This window comes from Cohnella caldifontis (assembly GCF_029360585.1).
Lineage (GTDB): Bacteria > Bacillota > Bacilli > Paenibacillales > Paenibacillaceae > Cohnella > Cohnella caldifontis.
The window spans coordinates 285225-308270 of record NZ_JAQZSJ010000003.1; the positions used below are offsets into that span (position 1 = coordinate 285225).

General features: G+C 61.0%; 23 protein-coding genes. 13 read left to right on the plus strand and 10 right to left on the minus strand.

All coding sequences use genetic code 11. The annotated features are described in order from the left end of the window. The first annotated feature begins 181 nt into the window (after positions 1-181). Positions 182-1390, plus strand: a complete 1209-nt coding sequence (locus PTZ19_RS07110; RefSeq protein WP_276353385.1) for a DUF3900 domain-containing protein — start codon at positions 182-184, stop codon at positions 1388-1390. Here the strand turns inward: PTZ19_RS07110 and PTZ19_RS07115 are convergent. Further along, complete coding sequence (locus PTZ19_RS07115) at positions 1318-3333, minus strand: dihydroorotate dehydrogenase (RefSeq protein ID WP_276353386.1); 2016 nt, start codon at positions 3331-3333, stop codon at positions 1318-1320. The genes PTZ19_RS07110 and PTZ19_RS07115 overlap by 73 nt on opposite strands. 182 nt (positions 3334-3515) lie before the next feature. Between PTZ19_RS07115 and PTZ19_RS07120 the strand changes: the two genes are divergently transcribed. Continuing rightward, positions 3516-4079, plus strand: coding sequence for a LemA family protein (locus PTZ19_RS07120; RefSeq protein ID WP_276353387.1), 564 nt, complete (start codon positions 3516-3518; stop codon positions 4077-4079). 1 nt (position 4080) lies between these two features. After that, complete coding sequence (locus tag PTZ19_RS07125) at positions 4081-4887, plus strand: TPM domain-containing protein (protein ID WP_276353390.1); 807 nt, start codon at positions 4081-4083, stop codon at positions 4885-4887. Between the two features lie 896 nt (positions 4888-5783). Here the strand turns inward: PTZ19_RS07125 and PTZ19_RS07130 are convergent. The 3 genes from PTZ19_RS07130 to PTZ19_RS07140 form a co-directional block, all read right to left on the minus strand. After that, complete coding sequence (locus tag PTZ19_RS07130; RefSeq protein ID WP_276353392.1) at positions 5784-6713, minus strand: ketopantoate reductase family protein; 930 nt, start codon at positions 6711-6713, stop codon at positions 5784-5786. A gap of 49 nt (positions 6714-6762) precedes the next feature. Next, positions 6763-7101 (minus strand): L,D-transpeptidase, encoded by a 339-nt coding sequence (locus tag PTZ19_RS07135; RefSeq protein WP_276353393.1) that lies wholly within the window; start codon positions 7099-7101, stop codon positions 6763-6765. A 263-nt stretch (positions 7102-7364) separates the two neighbouring features. Next, a complete protein-coding gene (locus PTZ19_RS07140; protein ID WP_276353394.1) occupies positions 7365-7760 on the minus strand; it encodes a VOC family protein in 396 nt (131 codons plus the stop codon). Positions 7761-7843: 83 nt separating this feature from the next. Between PTZ19_RS07140 and PTZ19_RS07145 the strand changes: the two genes are divergently transcribed. Beyond that, complete coding sequence (locus PTZ19_RS07145; protein WP_276353396.1) at positions 7844-8506, plus strand: Dph6-related ATP pyrophosphatase; 663 nt, start codon at positions 7844-7846, stop codon at positions 8504-8506. A 196-nt stretch (positions 8507-8702) separates the two neighbouring features. On the opposite strand, the gene PTZ19_RS07150 is transcribed toward PTZ19_RS07145, so the two are convergent. After that, positions 8703-9668 carry a helix-turn-helix transcriptional regulator gene (locus PTZ19_RS07150; protein WP_276353398.1) on the minus strand — a complete coding sequence of 322 codons (966 nt, stop codon included), beginning with the start codon at positions 9666-9668 and terminating at the stop codon, positions 8703-8705. A 138-nt stretch (positions 9669-9806) separates the two neighbouring features. Here PTZ19_RS07150 and PTZ19_RS07155 point away from each other — a divergent pair, with 138 nt between their 5' ends. Next, the gene (locus PTZ19_RS07155; RefSeq protein WP_276353400.1) at positions 9807-10682 is read left to right on the plus strand and encodes an SDR family oxidoreductase; all 876 of its coding nucleotides are present in this window, start codon (positions 9807-9809) and stop codon (positions 10680-10682) included. Between the two features lie 134 nt (positions 10683-10816). Continuing rightward, positions 10817-11473, plus strand: a complete 657-nt coding sequence (locus PTZ19_RS07160; protein WP_276353402.1) for a DJ-1/PfpI family protein — start codon at positions 10817-10819, stop codon at positions 11471-11473. Between the two features lie 54 nt (positions 11474-11527). On the opposite strand, the gene PTZ19_RS07165 is transcribed toward PTZ19_RS07160, so the two are convergent. Beyond that, positions 11528-12175 carry a hypothetical protein gene (locus PTZ19_RS07165; protein ID WP_276353403.1) on the minus strand — a complete coding sequence of 216 codons (648 nt, stop codon included), beginning with the start codon at positions 12173-12175 and terminating at the stop codon, positions 11528-11530. A gap of 102 nt (positions 12176-12277) precedes the next feature. Further along, positions 12278-13198 (minus strand): DUF4097 family beta strand repeat-containing protein, encoded by a 921-nt coding sequence (locus tag PTZ19_RS07170; RefSeq protein WP_276353404.1) that lies wholly within the window; start codon positions 13196-13198, stop codon positions 12278-12280. Between the two features lie 228 nt (positions 13199-13426). Between PTZ19_RS07170 and PTZ19_RS07175 the strand changes: the two genes are divergently transcribed. The 7 genes from PTZ19_RS07175 to cyoD all read left to right on the plus strand — a co-directional run bounded on the left by PTZ19_RS07175 (position 13427) and on the right by cyoD (position 19203). Then, positions 13427-13657 carry a hypothetical protein gene (locus tag PTZ19_RS07175; protein ID WP_276353406.1) on the plus strand — a complete coding sequence of 77 codons (231 nt, stop codon included), beginning with the start codon at positions 13427-13429 and terminating at the stop codon, positions 13655-13657. 791 nt (positions 13658-14448) lie between these two features. Beyond that, a complete protein-coding gene (locus PTZ19_RS07180; RefSeq protein ID WP_276353408.1) occupies positions 14449-14616 on the plus strand; it encodes a hypothetical protein in 168 nt (55 codons plus the stop codon). Positions 14617-14674: 58 nt separating this feature from the next. Continuing rightward, complete coding sequence (gene ymzB, locus PTZ19_RS07185; protein WP_276353409.1) at positions 14675-15022, plus strand: protein YmzB; 348 nt, start codon at positions 14675-14677, stop codon at positions 15020-15022. Between the two features lie 238 nt (positions 15023-15260). Continuing rightward, on the plus strand, positions 15261-16232 hold the full coding sequence (gene cyoA, locus PTZ19_RS07190) for a ubiquinol oxidase subunit II (RefSeq protein WP_422614976.1): 972 nt from the start codon (positions 15261-15263) through the stop codon (positions 16230-16232). A gap of 34 nt (positions 16233-16266) precedes the next feature. Further along, positions 16267-18234, plus strand: coding sequence for a cbb3-type cytochrome c oxidase subunit I (locus PTZ19_RS07195; RefSeq protein ID WP_276353411.1), 1968 nt, complete (start codon positions 16267-16269; stop codon positions 18232-18234). Beyond that, positions 18234-18866 (plus strand): cytochrome o ubiquinol oxidase subunit III, encoded by a 633-nt coding sequence (gene cyoC, locus PTZ19_RS07200; RefSeq protein WP_276353412.1) that lies wholly within the window; start codon positions 18234-18236, stop codon positions 18864-18866. Before PTZ19_RS07195 ends, cyoC begins: the two co-directional genes overlap by 1 nt. Position 18867: 1 nt before the next feature. Further along, positions 18868-19203, plus strand: coding sequence for a cytochrome o ubiquinol oxidase subunit IV (cyoD, locus tag PTZ19_RS07205; protein ID WP_276353413.1), 336 nt, complete (start codon positions 18868-18870; stop codon positions 19201-19203). Between the two features lie 39 nt (positions 19204-19242). Here cyoD and PTZ19_RS07210 read toward each other — a convergent pair whose 3' ends face one another. The 3 genes from PTZ19_RS07210 to PTZ19_RS07220 are packed head-to-tail and all read right to left on the minus strand — an operon-like array spanning position 19243 to position 23035. Next, positions 19243-20394 carry a Ger(x)C family spore germination protein gene (locus tag PTZ19_RS07210; protein ID WP_276353414.1) on the minus strand — a complete coding sequence of 384 codons (1152 nt, stop codon included), beginning with the start codon at positions 20392-20394 and terminating at the stop codon, positions 19243-19245. Further along, complete coding sequence (locus tag PTZ19_RS07215) at positions 20391-21911, minus strand: spore germination protein (protein WP_276353415.1); 1521 nt, start codon at positions 21909-21911, stop codon at positions 20391-20393. Before PTZ19_RS07215 ends, PTZ19_RS07210 begins: the two co-directional genes overlap by 4 nt. After that, positions 21908-23035, minus strand: a complete 1128-nt coding sequence (locus PTZ19_RS07220) for a GerAB/ArcD/ProY family transporter (protein ID WP_276353416.1) — start codon at positions 23033-23035, stop codon at positions 21908-21910. Before PTZ19_RS07220 ends, PTZ19_RS07215 begins: the two co-directional genes overlap by 4 nt. Positions 23036-23046 lie beyond the last annotated feature (11 nt).

A 23046-nucleotide genomic window follows, 5' to 3' on the forward strand; every position in this document is an offset into this window, starting at 1 on the left:
CTCCACTGAAGCAACTCGGAAATGGACTTCTTGCAATGTAACGATGCCGGGGCGGGCTAAGTTGCATCATCCCGGCTGCGGGATCGCGGGCGAAACGCGGATTTCGCCTTCTTTTTTGCGGCGGGCTGTTTTAGAATGAGGAATACCGCCATTTCTCGAATAAGGAGATCGCCGAACGAGCATGAAATTCGCCGTACAATACTTGTCTTTTTTCGTGATTCAATCCGAAGAGGCGGAGGCCGATTCCGCCGCCAAGCGGTACAAGCATTTTCAGACGCTGACGCACGAGGAGTACCTGGACAGCGAGCTGAGGTCGTTCCTCAACGGGGAGTTCGCCCGGATCGGCAAGCGTAAAGCCGAGATCAATCCGATCAGCGACGCCGTGCCGACCAAAATCGGGCGTTTCCTCGTGGAGCCGGGGCACGAGCTTTCGAGCAACCCGAACTACAATTTGTTCCAGCGGATCCGCACCGCGCAGGACAAGGAGCAGTTCCACGCGATGTGCGACGACCTGATCCGGGTCTACTTGGACGCCAGCGCCGTGCGGGGCGGGGCGTTCATCGTTACGCTGGCCAAAATGAACGAGCTGTTCGACGATCCGTTCCTGTTTATCCTCAAATGCGACTTCGAGAACAAAATCGTCCGCGTGTCCGACGAGCGCAGCCTCATTTCCAAGGTGGAGATGGCGATCAACGGCCGCAACATCAAGTCGATCATGTACCCGCACATGCCGGAGCCCGGGATGCTGGAAGAGTGGGAGCTGAAAATCCACCAGGCTTCCCATGCCCGGTATTTCGAGGATTTCCTCAAGTACGTGTCGTACGAGAAGTCCAAGCCCGAAATCGTCAGCGACCAGGTGGCCGAAATGTTCGCGGAGTACATCGAGGCCAAGCGGCCCGAGGTGCTGGCGTCCGCCCCGGAGCCGGAGGCGGCTGCGGCAGCGGCTTTGGCGGAAGAAGGCGCGGCGGAGTGGGAGCCCGCGGAATTGGCGCAGGAGCGCAAGCAGTTCGAGCTCTGGTCCGCTTCGGAGAAGCGGGAGCTGCAGGAGCTTTGGGCGCACGAGCGGGTGCTGGAGGCGGCAGCGCGCCTGACGGCTTTCCAGCCGGAGCTGGAGCTGAAAATGAAGCTGGACGGCGTCGCCATCCGCGGCCATATGGCCGATTACGGCAAGTCCGTCCATCTGGCCAGCTTTAACGGACGGTATGTCGTCCTGATCGAAGGCGACTCGTTCACCTTCGACCGGGGCTTGTCCCCGGTGGAGCTGCTTCAGCCGGATGACATTTCGGTCGTGCTGGAGCGGATGAAGCAGCTGCAGGCTCAGCGGGAAGCCGAAGCGGAAGCGGCGGCTGCCTGGGCGGCGGAGCCGGATTCCGGGGAGCCGGAGGCGTAAGCTTCGGGGCGGCTCATCATATAGGGGTAAATCAGAATCAACCCGACAACGTACAGGAACACGGCGAAATAGGCGGGCAGCAAATGGACGAAGTCGCGGTACCCGATTTCGAAATGCACGCTCAGCGCGGCGACGAAAGCGGGCGTGCCGCCGTATAGGAGCGTCTTCCATAGCCAGCGGGCCCCTTGCCGGATGCCCCAAAGGGCCGTCACGAGCAGCGCGGCGGCATCGGCCAGCAGCGCTCCGCCGAAGCCGGCGCGGTCGTGCGCGATCAGCGGGATGAGCCGCGGGTTGAACGCGTCCAGCTGGGCGGCGGTTACGCCGAGATAAGCGAGGTCCGTCGGGACGAACACCTTCGTGACGCCGACGCCGGCGATCGTCAGCCCTCCGATGGCCAGGGCGGCCCCGAGCACGACGAAGCAAAGCTGACCCCAGACGGCCCGCCGCCAGGTCCGATCGCCGCGCAAGTTGGCCGGTTCGCGGTCCGGTCGGTCCGGGTTGCCGCGCATGGACAACAGGAACATCGGCAGCAGAACGGCCGCCGCCGCGGCGTGCAGCGGGTCGAAGAAGCCGTAGCCCAAATACAGGAAAAAGCTGGGGAATCCGATCCCGCATGACGCGAACACGGCCGTTTTCGCCCAATGGAGGCCTCGGCTCAGCCCATGCTTGCCCAATTGATAATAGAGAATCCCGATTGAAATCATCGTGCCGGCCAATGTAATTCGGTCGTGCGACATGAAATGCAGCAGGTGAGGATTGAAATGCTGCAGGTCCGATCGCGACATGCCCAGGAACTTCTCGTCGTAAGGCAGCAGCACGGAGGAGACGGCGATCAGCCAGGCGATCGCTCCTCCGAGGATCATGCCGATCCCGAGCAGGCACATCCAGCCCCAATTCCTCCAGAATGGAGGCGATTGCGGCTCGGGCGTACGCTTGACCTTCTCGTGAAGGATCGCGTCTTGGATCCGTTTCGGAAGCCCCGGGCCGGCGTAGACGAAGCCGCTGTTCAGGAGGACGTGATCCGCCCCGGCCTCCATGGCGCGAAGCGCGTCGATCGGTTCGTGTATGCCCGCCGCGGCCTGGATGACGAATGGATCGGGCGTCGCGGATCGGACGAGCCGGATTTTGCGGCAGACGGCTTCGAGTGGTTCCGGACCCGCCGCCAGCATGCCGGAGGCTTCGTCGCGGCCGAGGCCGATCGCGATGCCGGTCCAGGCGGGAAAGGCGCTCAGTATCCGGACCAGCTCGAGCGTCCGGTCGTCCGGGTAGTCGGCAGGCAGGTACATCAGCAGCGGCTTTCTTGGGCTGTAAGCGCTGGCCGCATCCGCGATCAGGCGGATCCAATCGCTGCGTTCTTCGGAAGGCCGATTGTCCAGCCAGTTAACCGGAAGCTGGACGGAAAATCCCGCAGCTCCGGCTTCGTTCAGTTCGGCGATGCAACGCTCGATCTGCGCTGCGGCTTTATCGGGGCTAACGTCGACGGCCGGCGCGATGCGGGCGAACACGGGAAGGCCGTGCGCCTGATTACCGATCCGGGAGGCTGCTTCATGCAGATTGACCGTCTCGGGACCGTCCGGGTAAAGGATCGTTTCCCGCTCGCGGTTCATGGCGAGCCGGGCCGGCATGCGCGAAGGAGAAGGAGTTTCGGGGACGACGGGCCCGATTTCGAGAAAGCCGAAGCCCAGCAGCGCGAGCGCCCGTTCCGCATCGCCGTTCGGATCGACTTCACCCGATAATCCGACCGGGGCGGACAGCGTGACGCCGCCGATACTCGATTCCAGCAGGGGTGAAGGCTCCACATGGCCGAGCGTTCGGATCAGCAGCCGTCCGCCGGGCAGTCGGCTGACCGTTCCCATGGCCCCGAGCGTGAGGGAACGCGCGGCGGCCGGCGACATCCGCTGCAGCAGCGGGCGGAACAGCGTGCGGTACGACCAATCCGGCATGATCAAGGGGCTCCTTTTCCTGGTTTTACCGCCAGTATAGCATAGTGGTACACTTGGAGGAGCGCTGCCGGCGGGTACGAGTGCCGGATCGGCCGCGGTTGGGGATGGGTGAAACCGCATGGCAAGCGTTGCGTATTTGGCTACATATGCAACGGATCGAAAAGACGATGGAGGAATGGACCATGAAACGTTCGACGCTAACTTTGGTTGTGATCGCAGCGGTGGTGCTGATTCTGGTATTCACCGGCATCGGCTCGTATAACCGGCTCGTCTCGGCCGAAACGTCCGTGGACAACAAATTCGCGGACATCGACGTGAACCTGCAGCGAAGGGCGGACTTGATTCCGAACCTGGTCAGCACGGTGAAGGGCTATGCGGCCCACGAGACGGAAGTGCTGACCGCGATCGCCGACGCGCGGTCCCGCCTGGCGGGCGCCGGGACGGCGGACGAGAAGGCGGCGGCAGACGCGGAATTGAACGGCGCGTTGTCCCGGCTGCTGGTCGTGGTCGAGAATTACCCGAATTTGAAGGCCGATGCGCAGTTCACTCGGCTGATGGATGAGCTGTCCGGCACGGAGAACCGCATCGCGGTCGCCCGCAAAGACTATAATGCCGCGGTCACCGATTACAACATGAAAATCCGCAAGTTCCCGGCCGCGATATTCGCCGGCATGTTCGGCTTCGAGAAGAAGTCGCTGTTCCAAGCCGCGGAAGGGGCGGAAAAGGTCCCCGAGGTGAAGTTCTGACATGGCGTTCCGACGGCTGAAGTCCCTTGCGGCGGCCGGCCTGGCGGCTTTGCTGCTGCTCTTGGCCACGGGCGGCATTGCCTGGGCGGCGCAAGCGGACCCCAGGTACGGTGTCTACGTGCAGGATGACGCCGGCATCCTTTCCCCGGAGACCCGGGACCAATTGTACGGCCAAGCCGTCTGGCTGCATGACCAGACGGGCACGGCCCAGGTCGGCGTCGTCACGGTGGAAGACCTGGGCGGGAGCACGCTGGAAGAGTACGCCGTCCAGAGGTTCCGCCAAATGGGGCTCGGGAGCAAAGAGCGCAACGACGGCGTACTGCTGCTGTACGAGAATCAGGAGCACCACGTTCGCATCGAAGTGGGCTACGGGATGGAGGGCCGAATTCCGGACGGCAAGGCCGGGGCCATACTGGACCAGTATTTCGTCCCGAATCGGGACTCCGGACAGCTCGACGCCGCCTTCTTCCAGACGCAAAGCGCGCTGATCATCGAAATGGCCGCCGAATATGGAATCGACGCGTCATCGGTGATCGGCTCCGGGAATTTGCCGCCTCTGCAGTCCGGGCAAAGCGATGAGGAGGGCTTCTGGAGCTCCCTTCCATGGCCCGCGAAGGTCATCGGCGGCGCGGTCATCATTTTGCTGATTTTCCTGGATTTCAAATTCACGGGCGGGGCCGTGACCTACGGAATTCTCAACATGCTGCTCCGGAGCCGGGGTTCGTCCTCCGGCGGAGGCGGTAGAGGCGGCTGGGGAGGCGGCCGCGGGGGCGGCGGTTCCTCCGGCGGCGGCGGAGCCAGCCGGTAGCGGAAGCAATGTGGAGGGACGGGCTATATGCTCGTCCCTTCGTGTCTGCGCGGAGGGTTTAAGTCGGTGAGACCGACTTAACGCCTCTCAGTCACGCGAATGCGGAGAGTTTAAGTCGGTGATACCGGCTTAATGTGTCTCAGTCACGTGAATGCGGAGAGTTTAAGTCGAGGAGACCGACTTAACGTCCCTCAGTCACGCGACTCAGGAGGGTTTAAGTCGGTGAGACCGACTTAACGCCTCTCAGTCACGCGAATGCGGAGAGTTTAAGTCGGTGATACCGGCTTAATGTGTCTCAGTCACGTGAATGCGGAGAGTTTAAGTCGATGAGACCGACTTAACGTCCCTCAGTCACGCGACTCAGGAGGGTTTAAGTCGGTGAGACCGACTTAACGTCCCTCAGTCACGCGACTCCGGAGAGTTTAAGTCGGTGAGACCGACTTAACGCCTCGCGCCCTCGGGATTCCGGGTGGATTTAGCCTTCCAGACGGGCTTAACGTCACGCGTCCTCGGGATTCCGGGTGGATTTAGCCTGCCAGACGGGCTTAACGCCTCGCGTCCTCGGGATCCCGGGTGGATTTAGCCTGCCAGACGGGCTTAACACCTCGCGCCCTCGGGATTCCGGGTGGATTAAGCCTGCCAGACAGGCTTAACGCCTCGCGTCCTCGGGATACCGGATGGATTAAGCCTGCGAGACAGTCTTAACGCTTCCGGCACCTTCCTGACCGACGGGGATATCCCCGTCAATCAGGAAGAGCGTAAAATGTCCCGTATCCCCCGCGATCCCCGAGGCTATAAGCGATTGAGACTGGCTAGAAGAAGAAGTTCGGTTTGCTCCATTCAATGAACGAGCCCGACAACGGGCTTTCCTCGCCAGCCAAATAAGCCCAAGTCCCTCACGGGGACTTGGGCCGATTGTTTTCATAGATGACCAGCCTTTGATAGACGGTCTCCAGCAATGGCGTCTGCACCCCGTGCCGGCGGGCGAGCTCGAGCAGGTACCCCTGGATGTGATGCGCCTCCGTCGGCAGCCCCTGCTTTAGGTCGCGGTGCATCGAAGCGCTGCTGCCGGGCGACATGCCCGCGATCGTCTGCAGCATCTTCCCCGCGGCGCCTTCGCCCAGCCTGCCGCCGGCCCGAGCGATCGCTTCCGACACTTCTGCGAACAGCCGCTCGAACCAGACGATCCCGTTGCCGTCCGGGACATCGCGGATCTCGCCGACCGTCGCGTCGAACAAGGTGGTCAGGCCGGAGAATACGCTAATGAACAGGTATTTCTCCCACAGATCCCGCACGATGTCGGGATGCTCCCGCAAGATCGGGATCCGGGACAGCTCCGTCCGCAAGGCCCCGTAACGCTCGTCCGACATGGCGCCGAAGCGGCCAAAGGAGAAGCTGTGGTAGCTCCCCAAATGCAGCACGCGCCCCGACTCGTCCAACGTCGACTCGATTCTCGCCACGCCGCCCAGCAGAGGCCGTCCGGGGAAAGCCGCGGCGATCTGCTCCATATGCCGGATGCCGTTCAGAAAAGGCAGCAGCGCCGTCTGCTCTCCGACATACGGCCGAAGATCCCGGAGCGCGCCTTCCAGTCCGTATGCTTTCATGGCGATCACGACGAGATCGAAAGGGCCTGCCTCCTCCCCGGCCGTGATCAACCGGGGCCGCCCCGTATAGTCGCCGAGCGGGCTGCGCACGCACAGCCCCGTTTCCTCCAGCCGCTTCCTGCGGTTCTCCCGAACCAGCAGCGTCACGTCCGCACCCGTCTCCAGCATCCTCGCCGCGAGATAGCCTCCGACGGCACCGGCTCCCGCCACCAATATCTTCATCCGATAAGCCTCCTTCTTACCACCAGTCTGCCATCCGGCTTGCCGTGCGTCAATTCCGGATGGTGACCGGCGTGCCGATAGAGACCCTCCCGGCCAGATCCAGGACGTCATGGTTGTACATCCGGATGCAGCCGTGGGACACCCGCTTGCCGATGGAAGAAGGGTCGTTCGTGCCGTGAATGCCGTAATGGGGCTTGGAAAGGCCCATCCAGTAAGCGCCGAAAGGACCGCCGGGGTTCGGCGACTTGGAGACGATATGCAAGCTGCCGGTCGGGGTCGCGGTGGCGATTCGCCCGATTCCTACGGGATAACTCCGAACGAGGCTATCCCCGTCAAACAGATACAGCCTTCGGTCCGACAGATCCACGATGATCCGTTTTTGCGGCATCCGCGCACCTCCTGCTCACACCATATGTCCGCGAACGGACGGGGGTGAATCGGTTGGCGGGAGGATAGAGCGGACCCGTTGCGGACAGTGGGAAACCGACGGAACCTTCAAAGAGCGGGAAAGCGGCTGGTGTGTTTCCGGCATCCTTGCCTGACGTTCCCGAGTCGCCCGGGACTTAGCTCGACAACGCCAACGCGTTCCCGTCCGAGCCGCGGAAGAACGCCATCGAGACGGCGGAATGGCTGAACTTGGCATCCTCAAGCTTACGATCCCGAGGCGACCGGGATTTCGCTCGTCAACGCCTGTACGTTCCCGTCCGGGTCGCGGAAGAACGCCATCCAGACGGCGTAGCCGCCGAACTCGGCAACCTTATGCGGCTTGCCCAGGAATTCGACCCCTTGGTCTTCCAGCTTGCGATGGGCTTCGAACAGATCGTCCACTTGAAAATAAATCGTCGAACTGGGATGATCGAACTGGGCGTTCTCCGGAACGCCGAGCAGCAGGCGGATTCCCCCGCAATCGAGCAACGCCATGTTGCTTTGGGAGAACAGCAGGGGCAGGCCGAGCAAACGCGTGTAGAAGGACGCCGCCCGCTTTACGTCGGTGACCTTGACGGACACTTGCGTGATTTTGCGGACGGCGATAACGGATTCGGACATCGGATATTCCTCCCTGGCATCGATATCCGAACGATTCGACGAGCACATGGAAAATCCTTCAATTGGGACGGTGAAACTGGAAAATGAAACGGAAAATCGCGCTCTCCTGGAGCGGAGGCAAAGACTGCTGCATGGTACTTCATCGACTGGCGGAAGCAGGCGAAGAAGTCGCCTGCCTGATTACGACGCTGCCGGAGGATACCGGGCGCACGTTCGGCCATGGGGAGAAAGAGGAACGGATCCGGGAGCAGGCGGATGCGCTGGGTTTGCCGCTCGAGATCATCTCCTGCAAGGTGGAATCCTACACGGATGACTATTTGTCGGCTCTGAAAAACTTGAAGGAGCGATACGGGCTAGACGCGATCGCGTTCGGAGATCTATTCCTCCAGGAGCACCGGGATTGGGGCACCCGCGTGGCGGCAGACGCCGGTCTTGCGCCCTTGTATCCGCTGTGGATGAAGCCGGAGGATACGCGCGACGCGCTGCTTGCCTTCGTTCAATCGGGCTACCGCGCCGTCGTCATCCGGGTGAAGGACGGCGCTTTGACCCCGGACTGGCTGGGGCGGGAGGTCGACCGAACCTTCTACGAGGATATCCTCCGCGAGAACGTATGCCCGATGGGCGAAGGCGGAGAATACCATACCTACGTGTTCGACGGTCCGCTGTTCCGGCGCCCCGTTCCTTTCGTGAAAGGAGAGGTGCTGCAGCTGCAGACGACCAAACGGCTGGAGCACGCGGGGGCTTGAACGTGACGCCGCCGACCGTTTCTTAACGGCAAGCTTCCGTCGCTCCGGAAGGAGGATTTGGAGGCCCGTTTTCCGGGGCTGCTGGCCTCGGTGCTGAACGCTTTCGAAAAGGAGCATCGACCGGAAATCGAGCAAACGCCGCAAACGCGAACCAGGCTGCCGCGAACGTTCGTCGTTCGGGCAGCCTGGCTCGCGTTCATCCGTATAACGATCGAATGGCGTCCGCCTCGGACTTAACCGCCTCCCGCAGCTCCGAAGGCGCCAGCGCTTCCGCGTAACGCCCGTAGCCGAGCAGGATCCCGCATGCCGACTCCAGCGTATCGAACGCCACGTCGGCCTGTACCCACCCGTTCTCCAGCCGGGTTTCCGCTTGAACGCTGACGTACCGCTCCCGGGCAAAACGAGGCCAGTGGGGGGAGGCGATCCGGACGGAAGCGGGATACCGCGGGAGCGTGGCCTGAAACCGCGCCGTCGACTCCGCCCAATAACCCGCCAGGTCGAAATCCCGCGGCCGCTCGAAGGTTTCGTCCAACGGCTCGACGGCCGCCAGCCGCGACACGCGGTAGGTGCGCATGTCCCCTTCTTCTGTCTGCGCGGCCATGTACCACAAGCTCCCTTTAACGACCAAGCCGAGCGGGCAGACGACCCTCATCTTGCCGGTCTCCGAATCCAGCGCTCGGTACACGATGCGCAGCTTGCGATCCTCCCACACGGCTTGCTGAACCGCGGCCAACGGCTCCGCCTCCGCGTCTTTGCCGTACGGCTCGCGCCAACCGGCTCCGTCCACGTGGATCCGCTGCCGGGCGATTTCGGCGTTGTGCCGGACCGCGGCGGGCAGCGCCGACATCAGCTTGCGCAGCGCTTCCCGGGCGCTGCCTGAGAGTCCCAAGTCCCGTACCGCGCCGGACGAGCCGAGCATCAGCAGCGCCGAAATTTCCTCCGACGTGAGCCCCGTCAGCCGGCTGCGATAACCCTCCGGCAGCGACCAGCCGCCCTGGTATCCCCTTTCGGCATACACGGGAATCCCGGCCGCCGCCAAAGCCTCCAGATCCCGCAGGATCGTCCGCTCCGACACTTCCAGCAGTTCGGCGAGCCCGCGCGCCGTCACTTTCCCCTCCGCTTGCATCGTCGACAAGATGAACAGCAGACGCTCCGCTTTCATCGGTTTCGAACCCCTCATTTCGCAACATGCATCATTTATCCGAATTGTAACATATCAAGATGACACAAGTTGTCATATTCCTAAGCTTACAATGGCGGAGCGAACCGATTTTCGCAAGATTGAAGGAGGAGCGACAAGATGAACCATCCAACGCTGAAAGGAAAAGTGGCGGTCGTGGCAGGCGCGACCCGCGGCGCGGGGCGTGCGATCGCGGCGGAATTGGGAGCCCTCGGGGCCATCGTGTATTGCACCGGCCGAAGCACGCGGGAACGCGCGTCCGACCTCGGCCGTCCGGAGACGATCGAGGACACGGCTGAGCTAGTCTCGTCCCGGGGCGGGCAAGGCATTGCCGTGAGGGTGGACCATTCGGTCCCCGAGGAAGTGGCGGGACTGTTCCAACGCGTCCGGGAGGAGCAGGGGGGCAGACTGGATATTCTCGTGAACGACATTTGGGGCGGGGAGAAGCTGACGGCATGGGGTCAACCGTTCTGGGAATCGTCCCTGGAAGACGGGCTCCTGATGCAGCGGAGGGCCGTCCATACCCATCTCATCACCAGCTATTACGGCGTGCCGCTGATGACGGCCAGAGGGAGCGGACTGATCGTCGAAATCACGGACGGCTACGACTATCGCTACCGCGGCAACCTGTACTACAGCTTGGCGAAGGTTTCGGGCATCCACCTGGCCGAGGGCATGGCGGAGGAGTTGAAACCGTTCGGCATCGCGGCCGTTTCGGTGACGCCGGGCTTTCTCCGCTCGGAGGAAATGCTGGAGCATTTCGGGGTCACGGAGGATAATTGGCGGGACGCGGCCGCGAAAGACCCGCATTTCCTCATGTCGGAAACGCCGTTCTTCGTCGGAAGGGGCGTGGCGGCGCTGGCCGCGGACCCGAACGTCATGGATCGAACGGGAAGCCATTTGACCTCCTGGGGGTTGTCGGACGATTACGGCTTCACCGACGCCGACGGCAGCAGCCCCCACTGGGGACGGTACGCGTCGGAGATGGGGTTCTGATCAGCCCGCCGGGCTCGGTTGGAAATACGAGCGCAGCTTGCTGCGCAAAGCGCGGGCCGGGGCGTTCAGCACCCGGTCTTTGCGCATGACCAGCCCGTGCAGGAGCCGAACGGGCTTCGGCTCGGGAAAACGAAATGAGCGTAAAACCCGGATTCCGGCTTGGCGTGTACGTGTTCAAAGACGCGGAGATCATTGACTACGCGGCCCCTTACGGCGTGTTCTCGGTGGCCCGGAGATTGGACCCCGAACTGGATGCTTTCCTGGTGGCGGATGCGCTCCGGCCGGTACAGACGCAGGCGGGATTGACCGTGCTTCCGAATTACGGCTTCCAGGACGCCCCGCACATGGACGCGTTCCCGATCCCGGGGGGCTTCGGCACCCGCCAGGAAATGCATAACGCGCGCCTGCACCGTTTTATCGGGTCTCTTCCCGAGACGTGTTTGCTCACCGGCGTATGTACCGGCTCCTGGGTTTACGGACGCATGGGGCTGCTGGACGGCATCGGGGCTACGAACCGCAAAGAACCCGACCGCCTGGAGGCGTCGGGCATAGGCAAGGTGCCGATCGACAGGCTCGCCGAAATCGCCCCCGCCGCCCGAATCAGCCGGGCCCGCGTCTTGGACGCCGGGAGGATCATGACCGCGGGCGGAATCGCCTCCGGCATGGAAATGGGCTTCCACCTGCTCCGCCGGGCGGGCTACGGGGAGGATTTCATCGGCGAGGTCGCGAGAATCATGGAGTACCACGCGGCTTACGAGCTGTATCGGGACGATCTCGAACGGAGCGTTTGAGGCCTCCGCAACCCCAAACAAAAACGCTTCGCCTTGGCGAAGCGTTTTACCTATTCAATACCTCGGTCTTGGCTCGCTTTCCGGATCGGTCAACTGCAAATTGGCCGGATCGGCCGCGTCTTCCTCATGACGGCTGCGAAGCCATTCGCGGATGGGCGTCAAACGGCGGTCATGGTGGAGCCAGAGCCCGATCATCACCACGACGTATACCATAAGCGGAGCGGAAAGTTTCAACTTATCGTAAGGGATCGGCGAAATTACGGTAATGTAGAATGAAGTCGCTGCCCCCAGAGCCGTGGCCTGGTAAGGGAGAACGAACAAACGGCTGCCCAATTGCTGGATCGCGGAGCGGTCAAGCACGCCTCCGGTTCGCTCCGTTTGCTTCCGGAGGGTCCACAGCATGGGGACCGTCGTGAACCACACCGCGAGCAGCGGGGCTCCGATGAGCGGCATGTTCAGCGTCAGCCGGTCCTCCCAGAATCTGGAGGGCAGAGCGGATACCATGGCGATTACCGCGCCGAATACGATGAAGGCCGTAACCGTCATGAGTCCGGTGCGCAACAGCAGCTTGCGCGTCTTGCGGTGCAGCCTTTCCGCCGTGCCGCTTCGCCGCAGGCGCAACGCCTGCCGGGCGGCCAGCCATGCCGACAGGAATAAGACCAGGCTGAATCCCATTTCGATGATCGCCAGATAACTGTACACGACCGAACCTCCTTCCATCAACGGCTCCTACTATATCATATCCTATTATAGCCTATTCTTAAAACCTCTTATTGCCTTCAACCCGCGAATTTAACGGGGAGTTTACGGTTTCAGCTCGATCGTGATGCTTCCGCTGTCCGTGTGCGCTTTGACGCGGTCCTTCGTTTCCGGCGTGACCGACGGGGCGGATATGCGACCGGAATCGGAGCGGAGGTCGAAATACCCCGCGAACGAGGACGGCAGGCTGGCGTAAATGCTGCCCGAATCCGCCTCGATATCGGTATCGGCCGTATCTTCCCGATACAGCTTGACGCTGCCGGAATCGGCATGGATCCGGATGGGGCCGGTCACGTTCTCCAGCCGGATCGAGCCGGAATCGGCGGATACGGCCGTGTCGGCATGGATTCCGCTGCCCTTGATGCTGCCGGAGTCGGCTTTCACGCTGAGCTTGTCGGCCGTCAAGTTCCGGAGCTGCACGCTCCCGGAGTCGGCCTTCACGTCCAGCTTGCCGGACGTGATTTCCTGGATGTCCACGCCGCCGGAGTCGGCCGCGATCTCCACGGACTCCGCGCGGACGCCGGATACCGCGACGCTGCCGGAATCCCCGTGCAATCCGAATCGCTCCAGCCGATCTTCGTCCGCCATTTTCACGACGATCTCCGCTTCCCCCCGCTCGAAAGTGTTGCCGATCCACCAGAAGAAACCGCGTCTCGGTTCGCGCAAATCCAGCCTTAATTTGCCGCTGCCGGACATATCGGTCTGCTTAACCGCATTCGCCAGACGGGAAGAACCTTTGCCTTGGACGGATACGGAATTTTCTTCGCCAGATCCGGTCACGTAGGTGACTTTCACCTTATGATCGCTGTAAATGTTCAGATCTCTCAGCGCCTGGTCGTTAAAAACCCAGGTCTTGGCATAGGTTGCCTCGGGGCTCGCGGTTGCCCCCCAGCTTCTCGAAATCAGGATGCTCACGCCGAGCAGCACGAGTACGGCGCCGGCCAACGTTTTCATGCTTAATCTCATGAATTTGTCCCTTCCTCACGGATAATATCCGTTTCCTTCAACGGTCTCCTCCATCTTACCGGCTTTTTCCGGTCCCGTTAACCGTCTTTCGTACCCGCTTGACCTGGACTGAAGTCTGAGAACCTCCCGGACGATTTTTGATAAAAGAAAACGATTGTGACTATAAATCGTCACATCTTTGTGATAAAATATTCACAAATAGCGCTTTCAGCTGAAGAGGTGAACACCGTGGTCCAACGTCAAATGTCCCGTTCGCTCAAATGGATTTCCGCGATCGTCGTCGCGCTCGGCATCGTGTTTTGCCTGGCCAACTTGGCGGAGTTCAACGACGGAAACCTGGGTTTGATGGTCGGAATCGGTTTCTTGATCGGGGGCCTGCAGATTCTCCTGTTCGGAACGATCGTTCCGCTGATGCATCGGATGCAGGAAGAGCCGGACCGCAAGCCGATCCGGGAGTAACCCTGGGGAACTGGCGGATTTCGGTTCGAGCCCTATTCATACGGAACAACGGAGGAACAGCCCTAACCCGGGCTGTTTTTTTTCGATCCTATCAGCGTACTATGTCAAATACTTTTTTACCGACTTTTGAGCAAGGCAAATACACCTAACCCGCACAATTAACAAATACTGGATAGCAACTGACGAAAGGCGGTGGATGAACCGGTATGTCTCCAACTTGACGATTCGGGGTGAAGTCATGCTCCATTTCTTTCTTAGAGCGACCGACGCCGGCTGCCCCATTCGCTGAGGGGGTAAGGCTAACGGACACATCGGACGCTATCAGGGGCGCTCCTCGGCAAATCGCATTTTAACGGACACAGTTGCGCTTATTGGGGGAAAAACCCCACGTATATCCGTAAAAGGTTACGGATAAGGGCCGTGGTGTCCGTTACGTTTTGAAAATGAGGGGATTTGATCCAATAGCGGCTGCGGTGTCCGTTAGAATCGGAACCCGTGACGGGAAGGATGGAGATTCGGTGAAAAACGTTACCGCATGGGCAGGAAGGCGGGATCAACCAACAAACGGATCCCAATGGTCATGTTCATTTGAGTAGAGGATTGAGGATGTAAGTAGGAAAGTTGCTGAAGAGTGACTTTAGAAGCACGAAACAAAGGACCGTCAGAGACGAATTTCACCCTGACGGTTTTCTTATGTTTGGACGGCCATAAGCGTTTTGTCGCCTTTACCGCATAAAACCGCGGAGAGTCACCGATGCTAACCCCAGCAGGACCAAGGAGGTGCTACGATCATGGCGAAGAAATCCCGCAATCGGGCAACGAAGGCGGAAGTCCAGACGACGGAGGGCAATAAGCTGCCGGCGCCGGAGCTGGATGCCGAGAGCGCGACGGAAATCGTGTATGGAACGGAAAACAATCCGGCAAGCCGCAGCGAATTCCGCAAGCAGGACGCGGAGTAGGCGGCGGGGTGCAGGGGGAACGGCGCCGGGTGATGGATCGGAACAGGAGGCCGTGGCCATGGAAGCGGTAATGGACCCTGCCGTGCGTACCGTCAAGGACTGGCTGCAGGATCGGACAAACCAGTATATTCGAATCCATAAAGAAGAAGACGGCGATACGGACCAAATCCGCATGAAACTCCTGGAGATCGGGTACCGGCCGGACAGGCCTTCGATCGACGGATATACCGGCGGTCCCGCTTTCGTGCTGCACGGCCCCGGCACCATCCTCGCGAACGGCAAGCAGGCGCCGCTTCCCGGCGACAGCTACGTCGTTCCGATCGATGGCTTGACCGTGACCGAAACGGCCGAAGGCGGGAGGATCATGACGACGGATCGGGCGCGATATTCGCTGACCGCAGAATAAACGTCCCCGCGGAAGACGGTGTTTTACCTTCCCGTAATCAGAACGAAGCGTTCCCCGTACGGCGCATGAAGCCGGGCGGGGAACGTTTTTTTTGTTTGCCAAAATCACACTCTCGTCGAAACGGTGAACAAAGTATAGCGAAATTGCGTCGGTTCGTTGACGCAATTGTTAACGGGGGTTTATTTGCTTGCGGATTCTGTTATCTTGTTCTCAAAGAAAAGCTGAAGGAGTTGAAACTATGAACCTCGCACGGGGATTCCGCCGGATGCTGGCCGCCCTTTCCTTGGCTGGGTTCGCGGCGCTCATGTCCGGCTGCACGGATCGGATGATCGTCTTGAATCCGAAAGGCGTCGTGGGCCGGCATCAACTGGACTTGATCGTCATCACCACGATTCTGTGCCTGGTGGTCATCGTACCCGTGATCGTCATGGCTTTCGTGTTCGCCTGGCGCTACCGCAGCCGGAACGGCGGAAAGGCGGACTATCGGCCGGACTGGGAGCACAATTCCAAACTCGAAACGGTCTGGTGGGGGATTCCGATCGTCATCATCGCGATTTTGGCCGCCATTACCGTTCGTTACTCGCATCTTCTGGAGCCGTCCAGGCCGCTGGAATCGGAAGCGGAGCCGCTGGTCATCCAGGTAACCTCGCTCGATTATAAGTGGCTGTTCCAATACCCCGAGCAGGGGATCGCGACCGTCAACTACGTGGAGTTTCCGGCCGGCGTCCCCGTGCGGTTCGAACTCACGTCCGACGCGCCGATGAACTCGTTCTGGATCCCGCAGCTCGGCGGGCAAATCTACACGATGTCCGGCATGGCGATGAAGCTGAACCTAATGGCGGACGAACCGGGCACCTACATGGGCTCCGGCGCCAACTTCAGCGGCGAAGACTTCGCGAAAATGCGCTTCGACGCGCGAGCCGTGACGGAGAAGGAATTCGACCATTGGGTGGAGCAGATCAAAGCGACGGCTCCCGCCTTGACGGATCAGGGCTACGACGAACTGGCCCGGCCCGGCGCGATGGGCACGCAGGATTATTCCTCGATCCCGGAAGGGCTGTTCGACCGGATCGTGAACAAGTACGCGCACGGTGCGGGCCATTCGCACGGAGGGGCGGCCCAAGCGGAAACGGATACGGATCCGGATCTGGGCAATCAGCATGACATGGACGATATGGCCGGAATGTCCGGCATGGAGCATCATCACTAGTGAACCGATAAAGAGATAAAGGAGGGAACGCCGGATGGATCGGATCAAAGAATTCGCCTCGACCTTCTTCGTGACCGGCGATCCGCTGATTTACGGCGCGGACGTGGCGATCGTGGCCACGATGGCCGCGGTGGTCTTCGTCCTCACCTATTTCAAAAAATGGACCTGGCTGTGGCGCGAATGGCTGACCACGGTCGACCATAAACGGATCGGCATCATGTACGTCGTCGCCTCGCTGCTCATGCTGTTCCGCGGCGGCGTGGACGCGCTGCTGATGCGCACGCAGCTGGCCGTTCCGAACAACCAGTTTTTGCAGCCGGAGCACTATAACGAAATTTTCACCACGCACGGCGTCATCATGATCCTGTTCATGGCCATGCCGCTCATGTTCGGGCTGTTCAACCTCGTCGTGCCGCTGCAGATCGGGGCGCGCGACGTCGCGTTCCCGTTCCTGAACTCGCTGAGCTTCTGGCTGTTCTTCTTCGGGGCGATGCTGTTCAACGTCTCCTTCGTCATCGGCGGTTCGCCGAACGCCGGCTGGCTGGCCTACCCGCCGCTGTCGGAGAAAATGTTCAATCCCGGCGTCGGACAGGACTTCTACATCTGGGGCATTCAGATTTCCGGGATCGGGAGCCTCATGACCGGGATCAACTTCATCGTCACGATCCTGAAAATGCGGGCGCCCGGCATGAAACTCATGAAAATGCCGATGTTCACCTGGTCGGTGCTCTCGAGCTGCCTGACGATCATCATGGCGTTCCCGATCCTGACCGTGACGCTGGCGCTGCTGTTCATCGACCGTTACTTGGGCGCGCACTTCTTCACGCTCGACGCCGGCGGCAACCCGATGATGTACATCAACCTGATCTGGATGTGGGGACACCCCGAAGTTTACATCGTCGTGCTGCCCGCTTTCGGAATCATGTCCGAAATCGTGTCGACGTTCTCGCGCAAAAGGCTGTTCGGCTACAAGTCGATGGTGTTCGCGTTGATGTGCATCTCCGTCTTCTCGTTCTTCACCTGGGCGCACCACTTCTTCACGATGGGCTCGGGCGCGGACGTCAACGCCTTCTTCGCCGTAACGACCATGATCATCGCGATCCCGACGGGCGTGAAGGTATTCAACTGGGTGTTCACGATGTACCGCGGCCGGATCTCGTTCCCGACGCCGATGCTGTGGGTGATGGGCTTCATTCTCTGCTTCGTCGTCGGCGGCATGACCGGGGTCATGCTGTCCGTCGCGCCGGCGGACTTCCAGTTCCACAACAGCTACTTCCTGATCGCGCACTTCCACCAGGTGCTGATCGGCGGCGTCGCGTTCGCCTACTTCGCCGCGCTGACCTATTGGTGGCCTAAGGTGTTCGGCTTTAAGCTGAACGAGAAACTCGGCAAATGGGCGTTCTGGTTCTGGAACGTCGGCTTCTATATCTGCTTCATGCCGCAATACGTGCTCGGCCTGATGGGCATGACGCGGCGGATCAGCCACTACGGCTGGGATACCGGCTGGTGGGAGCTCAACCTCGTGTCGACGGTCGGCGGCTTCCTGATGGGTATCGCCTTCCTGTTCCAGGTATGGCAGATCATGCACAGCATAAAGTTCATGGAGCGCGACGCGACGGGCGATCCGTGGGACGGACGCACGCTGGAATGGTCGCTGCCGTCTCCCGTTCCGCACTACAATTTCGCGGTCGTTCCGACGGTAGACAGCCGCGACGCCTGGTGGGAAGAGAAGCTCCGCCGCGAGCGGGGAGAGGCGCCGGCGCCGCAGCCGAAGCTCGAACCGATCCACATGCCGAAAAACTCCGGCATTCCGATCATCATGGCGCTCTGTTGGTTCGTCGCGGGTTTCGGCTTCGTCTTCGACTGGCTGTGGATGGCGATTCCCGGACTCGTCGGCGTGGCGGTCTGCATGTTGGTTTACTCGTTCAGCTATAAAACGGACTACTACATTCCGGTCGACGAAATCGAGCGGACGGAAGCCGCGGCAAGGGGGGCTGTCTAATGGCGCACGTGAACGCGCACGCGGGTTCGGCGGGCAAGGCGGGCGTTGCCCATGAGGCCGGCCACGGGCATCATGACCTGGAATCGCTGCGTTTGATGGGCTTCTGGATTTTCCTGATGACCGACGTTATCATTTTCGCTACGTTGTTCGCGACGTATATCGTGCTGCGGAACGGCACGGCCGGCGGCCCGACGGCTTCCGAGCTGTTCGAAATGCCGGGCGTCGTCGCGGAAACGTTCATCCTGCTCACCAGCTCGTTCACGGGCGGGCTGGCGGTGCTGTCGATGAACCAGGGCAGCCGCAAGGGGCTGATCGGCTGGCTGGCCGTTACGGCTTTGCTAGGGGCTTCGTTCATCGGACTGGAAATATCGGAATTCGTGAAAATGGTGCACGAAGGCGCGACGATCGGCACGAGCGCGTTCCTGTCCGGCTTTTTCACGCTGGTCGGCACGCACGGGGTGCACGTTTCGATCGGTCTCGTCTGGATGGTCGCGCTGATGATCCAGCTCGGCCGCCGCGGCATTACGCCGGTCACCCGGCGCAAGGTGAACGTCATCAGCCTGTACTGGCACTTTCTCGACGTCGTCTGGATTTTCGTCTTCACGATCGTCTATTTGTTGGGGGTGATGTGAGATGGCGCAGCATACCGCTTCCCACGGCGCGCACGAACACGGAGAATCGCACGGTTCGCTCAAGTCTTACGTCATCGGCTTCATTCTCTCCCTGGTACTGACGGCGATCCCGCTCGGGGTCGTGCTGAACGGCTGGCTCGAAGGCACGGCGGCGTATGTCGCGCTGATGGCCTGCGCCGTCCTCCAGTTCGCCGTGCAGCTGGTGTTCTTCATGCACCTGCGCGAGGAGAAGAAGCCGCGCTATAACCTGCTGGCGCTCATCTTCGGGATCATTATCCTGATCACCATCGTCGCCGGCTCGATCTGGATCATGATGTACAACCAAGTCGCCCACTGACAGGCGGCTTTTTTTTCGCGTTACGATCGGCTAAACCCGTCAAAGCTTCTTGCCGGCCGTCAAGCCGGTATTCCGCAGCCGAACGTTCACATGCACCGATACGGAAGCTCTCGCGAACCGATCCGGCCAATCGGAGCGCCACTTCTTCCATTGGCCGGGGTGAAAGCGGGAAAGCCCGTTGCCGATATCGAGGCAGTCGGTCCGATTTCGCTGCAGCAGCTCGAAGGCGTCTTGAATGCCGGTCTCCACTTTCCTCTCGACATTGCGGGTAAAGGCATCCGTTTGCGAGACCGTAATCACTTTGGAGCAGACCAGCTCGCCGATGCTGCCTTCGAGATCGACCCGGACGTCCAACTTCAAGCCGCCGCGGACGAACCGCGGCTTCACGCGCGCACGCGATTTGCCGACATCGAACGAGTCGTTCCCCGCGCCGGCGTTACGGCCGCATGGCAAATTCAGGATGCCTCCCGCGTACCTGTTCTTGATCATGAGCACAAAGGGCGCATGCTCCGGCGGGATGACTTGCCGGAGTTTACCCGTGCCGAAGTCGACGACAGCCAAACCGCCGATTTGCGGGGAGCGGGGTTTCTCCGCCCGCATCACGACGTAGGGGAGCGCCACGGTCTTCACCGCTTCCCGTGCCGCGATTTCCACGCCGGTCAAGGTCACCATCGTCGATTTGCCCGCGTATCGGTGCGTTTGGTTTTCGATCTTGCTCAGCTCCCGCCCCATCGACGATTCGATCATCGGGTGGAGGCGCAAATAATCGCCCGCGGAGCCTTTCGTCACCATGATCGCGATCGTACCCCTCGGCTCGTGGTCCCGAGAGAAAAAGTCCAGGACATTGCGGATGTCGTGCGTCCGGGCGAATCCCTCCCCGATTAGCAGAACCCGCATGTGGCTCCACTGCAGAATCCTTCCGAGTTCTACGCTCGTATCCCGCGAAGCACCGAATACCGTTGCGTTTTCTGTCGCGATGTTGATCGGTTCCTTGTTTCTGCCGCCTCCGGATTCGGAGCCCGACGTTTCCCCGGGATGGTAAACGTGCGCGGTCAGGCGGATGTTGCCGCCTTCTCCTTCCTCGATGGCGGCTGCCTGGACGAACGCCAACTCGTTGAGCTCCCTCTGGTCCCAGCAGCCGGACAAAACGCCGGCGACGGCGAGCAGAGCGGCGGCCGCGCGCCGATTCATCGGCTCCCTGCCCCTTCCCGCGCGGGTCCGCCTCCGTTCAGCCGGCGGTTCCGCGGCGAACGCATCAGCGTCCGCAATGGCGCCCGGATCAGAATGTCGCGCATATCGCGAAGCTTCAAGGGGGCCAAACCGGACAAATACGGTCGTCCCAGCGTATGGAGGCAGGTGAGGTGCAGGAAGAGGAGCAAGTACGCGATCATCATGCCGAACAAGCCCAGGATGCCGGCGGACACCATGAGCGGGAAGCGGACGATCCGCAGGGCGATGCCCATGTCGTAGTGCGGGATGGAAAACGAGGCGATGCCCGTCAACGCGACGACGATGACCATGATCGGGGAAGCGATTTTGGCCGATATCGCGGCTTGTCCGATGACGAGGGCGCCGACGATGCTGACCGCGGGGCCGACGGGCCGCGGCAGCCGGATGCCGGCCTCCCTCAGCAACTCGAACGAGATCTCCATGATCATCGCTTCGAAAAAGGCCGGGAAAGGGATGCCTTCCCGCGAGTCCAGCACGGCCAGAAGCAGCACGGTCGGAAACAGTTCGGGATGGAACGTCGAGATCGCGATGTACAGGCTGGGCAGCGAGGCCGCCATGAAGTAGGCCAATATTCTCAGCCAACGGACCAGGGTCGCGAAGGATGTCCGTACGTAATAGTCTTCGCTTGTGCCGAAGAACTCGACGAAAAGGGCGGGACAGATCAGCACGGTAGGCGAATTCTCCATCAGCACGAGGATTTTGCCGTCCAGCAAAGCGGCCGCGGCGGTGTCGGTGCGCTCCGTGTAGCGGTGTTGCGGGAACGGGGTCCACGTATGGTCCTCGATCCATTGTTCCACGTAGGAGGTGCTGACCGCGTCGCAGCGTTCGATTCCGGCCAGCCTTCGGCGGAATTCGGCCAGCATGTCCAGGTCCACGGCGTGGGCCAAGTAGACGTAGACGACTTTCGAACTGACGTTGTCGCCGACGGTGAGGCTTTCCATTTTCAACCGGGGGGTTTTAAGGCGTTGCCGCAGCATGCCCAGATTCGTGTCCAGATCCTCGATCGTCCCTTCGCGGGGGCCGTGCACGACCGGTTCGTTCACCGGCTCGGTTACTTGCCGTTTCGGGAATTTGCCCACGAGGTAGCTGATCGCTTGGTCCCAGCCGTCGAAGATCAGCACGACATATCCTTCCAGCACGTCGTTCTGGGCTTCCCCGATCGTGGAGATCAGCCGGTACGGCTGAGGGGAGACGCCGCGTTGGCCGAAGTAACGGCCGATTTGCTCCGGCGAGATCGATTCCGCCTGTCCGAGCTCGTGAGGGACCAGGCTCTGCAGCGTTTGTTTGACGGTATGGACGTCCTTCTCGTTGACGATGGAACGGCAGTAGACGGAAACGGCGGCGTGGCCCAGGTCGGGCCCGTAATGCCACGGTTGGATTTGGATGTCGAAGCATTCGGAGAACACGTGCTCGATCCGGCGCCTGTTGGCGTGCATGTCCGCGCTAAGGCGATCGGCTTCCGGTGCTTGTGGGGTCATGGCGCGTTTTCGCTCCTTCCGTTCGGAAAAGATCGCGTTCGGCGGCTCAGCCAAGCGAGCGCGGACAGCAAAAAGACGAGCGTACACCCCGTGCTGAGGACGATGAACGGCCAAATCACGTAAACCTGATGGTTGAAGTCGGCCGGGTTGCGGAACATCGTAAGCGAAAGCAGCAGGCAGACGAACGACAGCGGGAACAGCAGGGCCTTGTCGTCGCGCAGGCGGAGCAGCTCGACCGCCGTGCGGTTCAGGATGAAGAGGAACAGGCACGCTTTCATATAGGATCCGAGAATGAGCGCGATGCCGATGATGGCCTCCATTCTTTGGAACAGCTCGCCGATCTGGATTTCGTAGGAGATCCGGAACAACGCGAACTGAACTTCTCCGGCGGCCGGCCCGAACGTCATGGTCGAGCAGACGGCGGAGAGCAGAAGCGTAACGCCCGTCGCGGAGTAAGCCGCATACAGCCGGCGGTTCAGCTTGGCGCTTTCCGAATTCGCCGCGTATGGCATCAGCATCGTGAACAAGGCGATCTCCCCGAACGGGAATCCGGATGCGATGAACGTCCCGTGCAGCAAAGGTTTCATCCCCCCGGGCAGCAAGGGGAGCAAATATTCGGGGCGGTACAGCGGGAGCGCGAGCAAGATCACCGTGAAAGAGAAAAGCAACATGACGACCACGAGCAGCAGGAACATGCGCGCCATGACGAGGATGCCAGCCCGGACGGTCAAGACGACGGCCAGGAAACTGAAGGAATTGAATACGTAATCCGGCGTTTCTTTCATGACGATGCTCGTCTGGAAGTCGCCGATGCCGGCGACGATGGCGGGCAAGGCGAAGAACAGCATGGCGATCAGGAAGACCGCGGCGACGGCCGCCGGCGCGGGTCCGAGCAGCGATCGGCAGCATTCGACCATGCTTTGGCCGGGATGCGTCCGATTCAAATAGAGGACGCATGACAGAACGAGCAGCCCGAAGCCGAAGGAGGCGGCCAGCGACAGCCAGGCGGCATTCCCGGCCGCCTGCTCGAGCGGACTGGGGATGTATACGATGGACGAGCCGATCGAGAAGGCGATCGCCAAAAAAGCCATCTGCGAGGAGGTGACGGTCTCGCGCGGTTTCATCGTTCCGCCTT

Bases quoted from the DNA above. Each gene is read 5' to 3' on its own strand.
- PTZ19_RS07115 (WP_276353386.1), bottom strand. From the start codon at position 3,333: ATGCCGGATTGGTCGTACCGCACGCTGTTCCGCCCGCTGCTGCAGCGG.
- PTZ19_RS07120 (WP_276353387.1), top strand. From the start codon at position 3,516: ATGAAACGTTCGACGCTAACTTTGGTTGTGATCGCAGCGGTGGTGCTG.
- PTZ19_RS07210 (WP_276353414.1), bottom strand. From the start codon at position 20,394: ATGAATCGGCGCGCGGCCGCCGCTCTGCTCGCCGTCGCCGGCGTTTTG.
- PTZ19_RS07155 (WP_276353400.1), top strand. From the start codon at position 9,807: ATGAACCATCCAACGCTGAAAGGAAAAGTGGCGGTCGTGGCAGGCGCG.
- PTZ19_RS07150 (WP_276353398.1), bottom strand. From the start codon at position 9,668: ATGAAAGCGGAGCGTCTGCTGTTCATCTTGTCGACGATGCAAGCGGAG.
- PTZ19_RS07140 (WP_276353394.1), bottom strand. From the start codon at position 7,760: ATGTCCGAATCCGTTATCGCCGTCCGCAAAATCACGCAAGTGTCCGTC.
- PTZ19_RS07110 (WP_276353385.1), top strand. From the start codon at position 182: ATGAAATTCGCCGTACAATACTTGTCTTTTTTCGTGATTCAATCCGAA.
- cyoA (WP_422614976.1), top strand. From the start codon at position 15,261: ATGAACCTCGCACGGGGATTCCGCCGGATGCTGGCCGCCCTTTCCTTG.
- PTZ19_RS07180 (WP_276353408.1), top strand. From the start codon at position 14,449: ATGGCGAAGAAATCCCGCAATCGGGCAACGAAGGCGGAAGTCCAGACG.
- PTZ19_RS07145 (WP_276353396.1), top strand. From the start codon at position 7,844: ATGAAACGGAAAATCGCGCTCTCCTGGAGCGGAGGCAAAGACTGCTGC.
- PTZ19_RS07135 (WP_276353393.1), bottom strand. From the start codon at position 7,101: ATGCCGCAAAAACGGATCATCGTGGATCTGTCGGACCGAAGGCTGTAT.
- PTZ19_RS07160 (WP_276353402.1), top strand. From the start codon at position 10,817: ATGAGCGTAAAACCCGGATTCCGGCTTGGCGTGTACGTGTTCAAAGAC.
- cyoD (WP_276353413.1), top strand. From the start codon at position 18,868: ATGGCGCAGCATACCGCTTCCCACGGCGCGCACGAACACGGAGAATCG.
- PTZ19_RS07130 (WP_276353392.1), bottom strand. From the start codon at position 6,713: ATGAAGATATTGGTGGCGGGAGCCGGTGCCGTCGGAGGCTATCTCGCG.
- PTZ19_RS07220 (WP_276353416.1), bottom strand. From the start codon at position 23,035: ATGAAACCGCGCGAGACCGTCACCTCCTCGCAGATGGCTTTTTTGGCG.
- ymzB (WP_276353409.1), top strand. From the start codon at position 14,675: ATGGAAGCGGTAATGGACCCTGCCGTGCGTACCGTCAAGGACTGGCTG.
- cyoC (WP_276353412.1), top strand. From the start codon at position 18,234: ATGGCGCACGTGAACGCGCACGCGGGTTCGGCGGGCAAGGCGGGCGTT.
- PTZ19_RS07195 (WP_276353411.1), top strand. From the start codon at position 16,267: ATGGATCGGATCAAAGAATTCGCCTCGACCTTCTTCGTGACCGGCGAT.
- PTZ19_RS07125 (WP_276353390.1), top strand. From the start codon at position 4,081: ATGGCGTTCCGACGGCTGAAGTCCCTTGCGGCGGCCGGCCTGGCGGCT.
- PTZ19_RS07215 (WP_276353415.1), bottom strand. From the start codon at position 21,911: ATGACCCCACAAGCACCGGAAGCCGATCGCCTTAGCGCGGACATGCAC.
- PTZ19_RS07170 (WP_276353404.1), bottom strand. From the start codon at position 13,198: ATGAGATTAAGCATGAAAACGTTGGCCGGCGCCGTACTCGTGCTGCTC.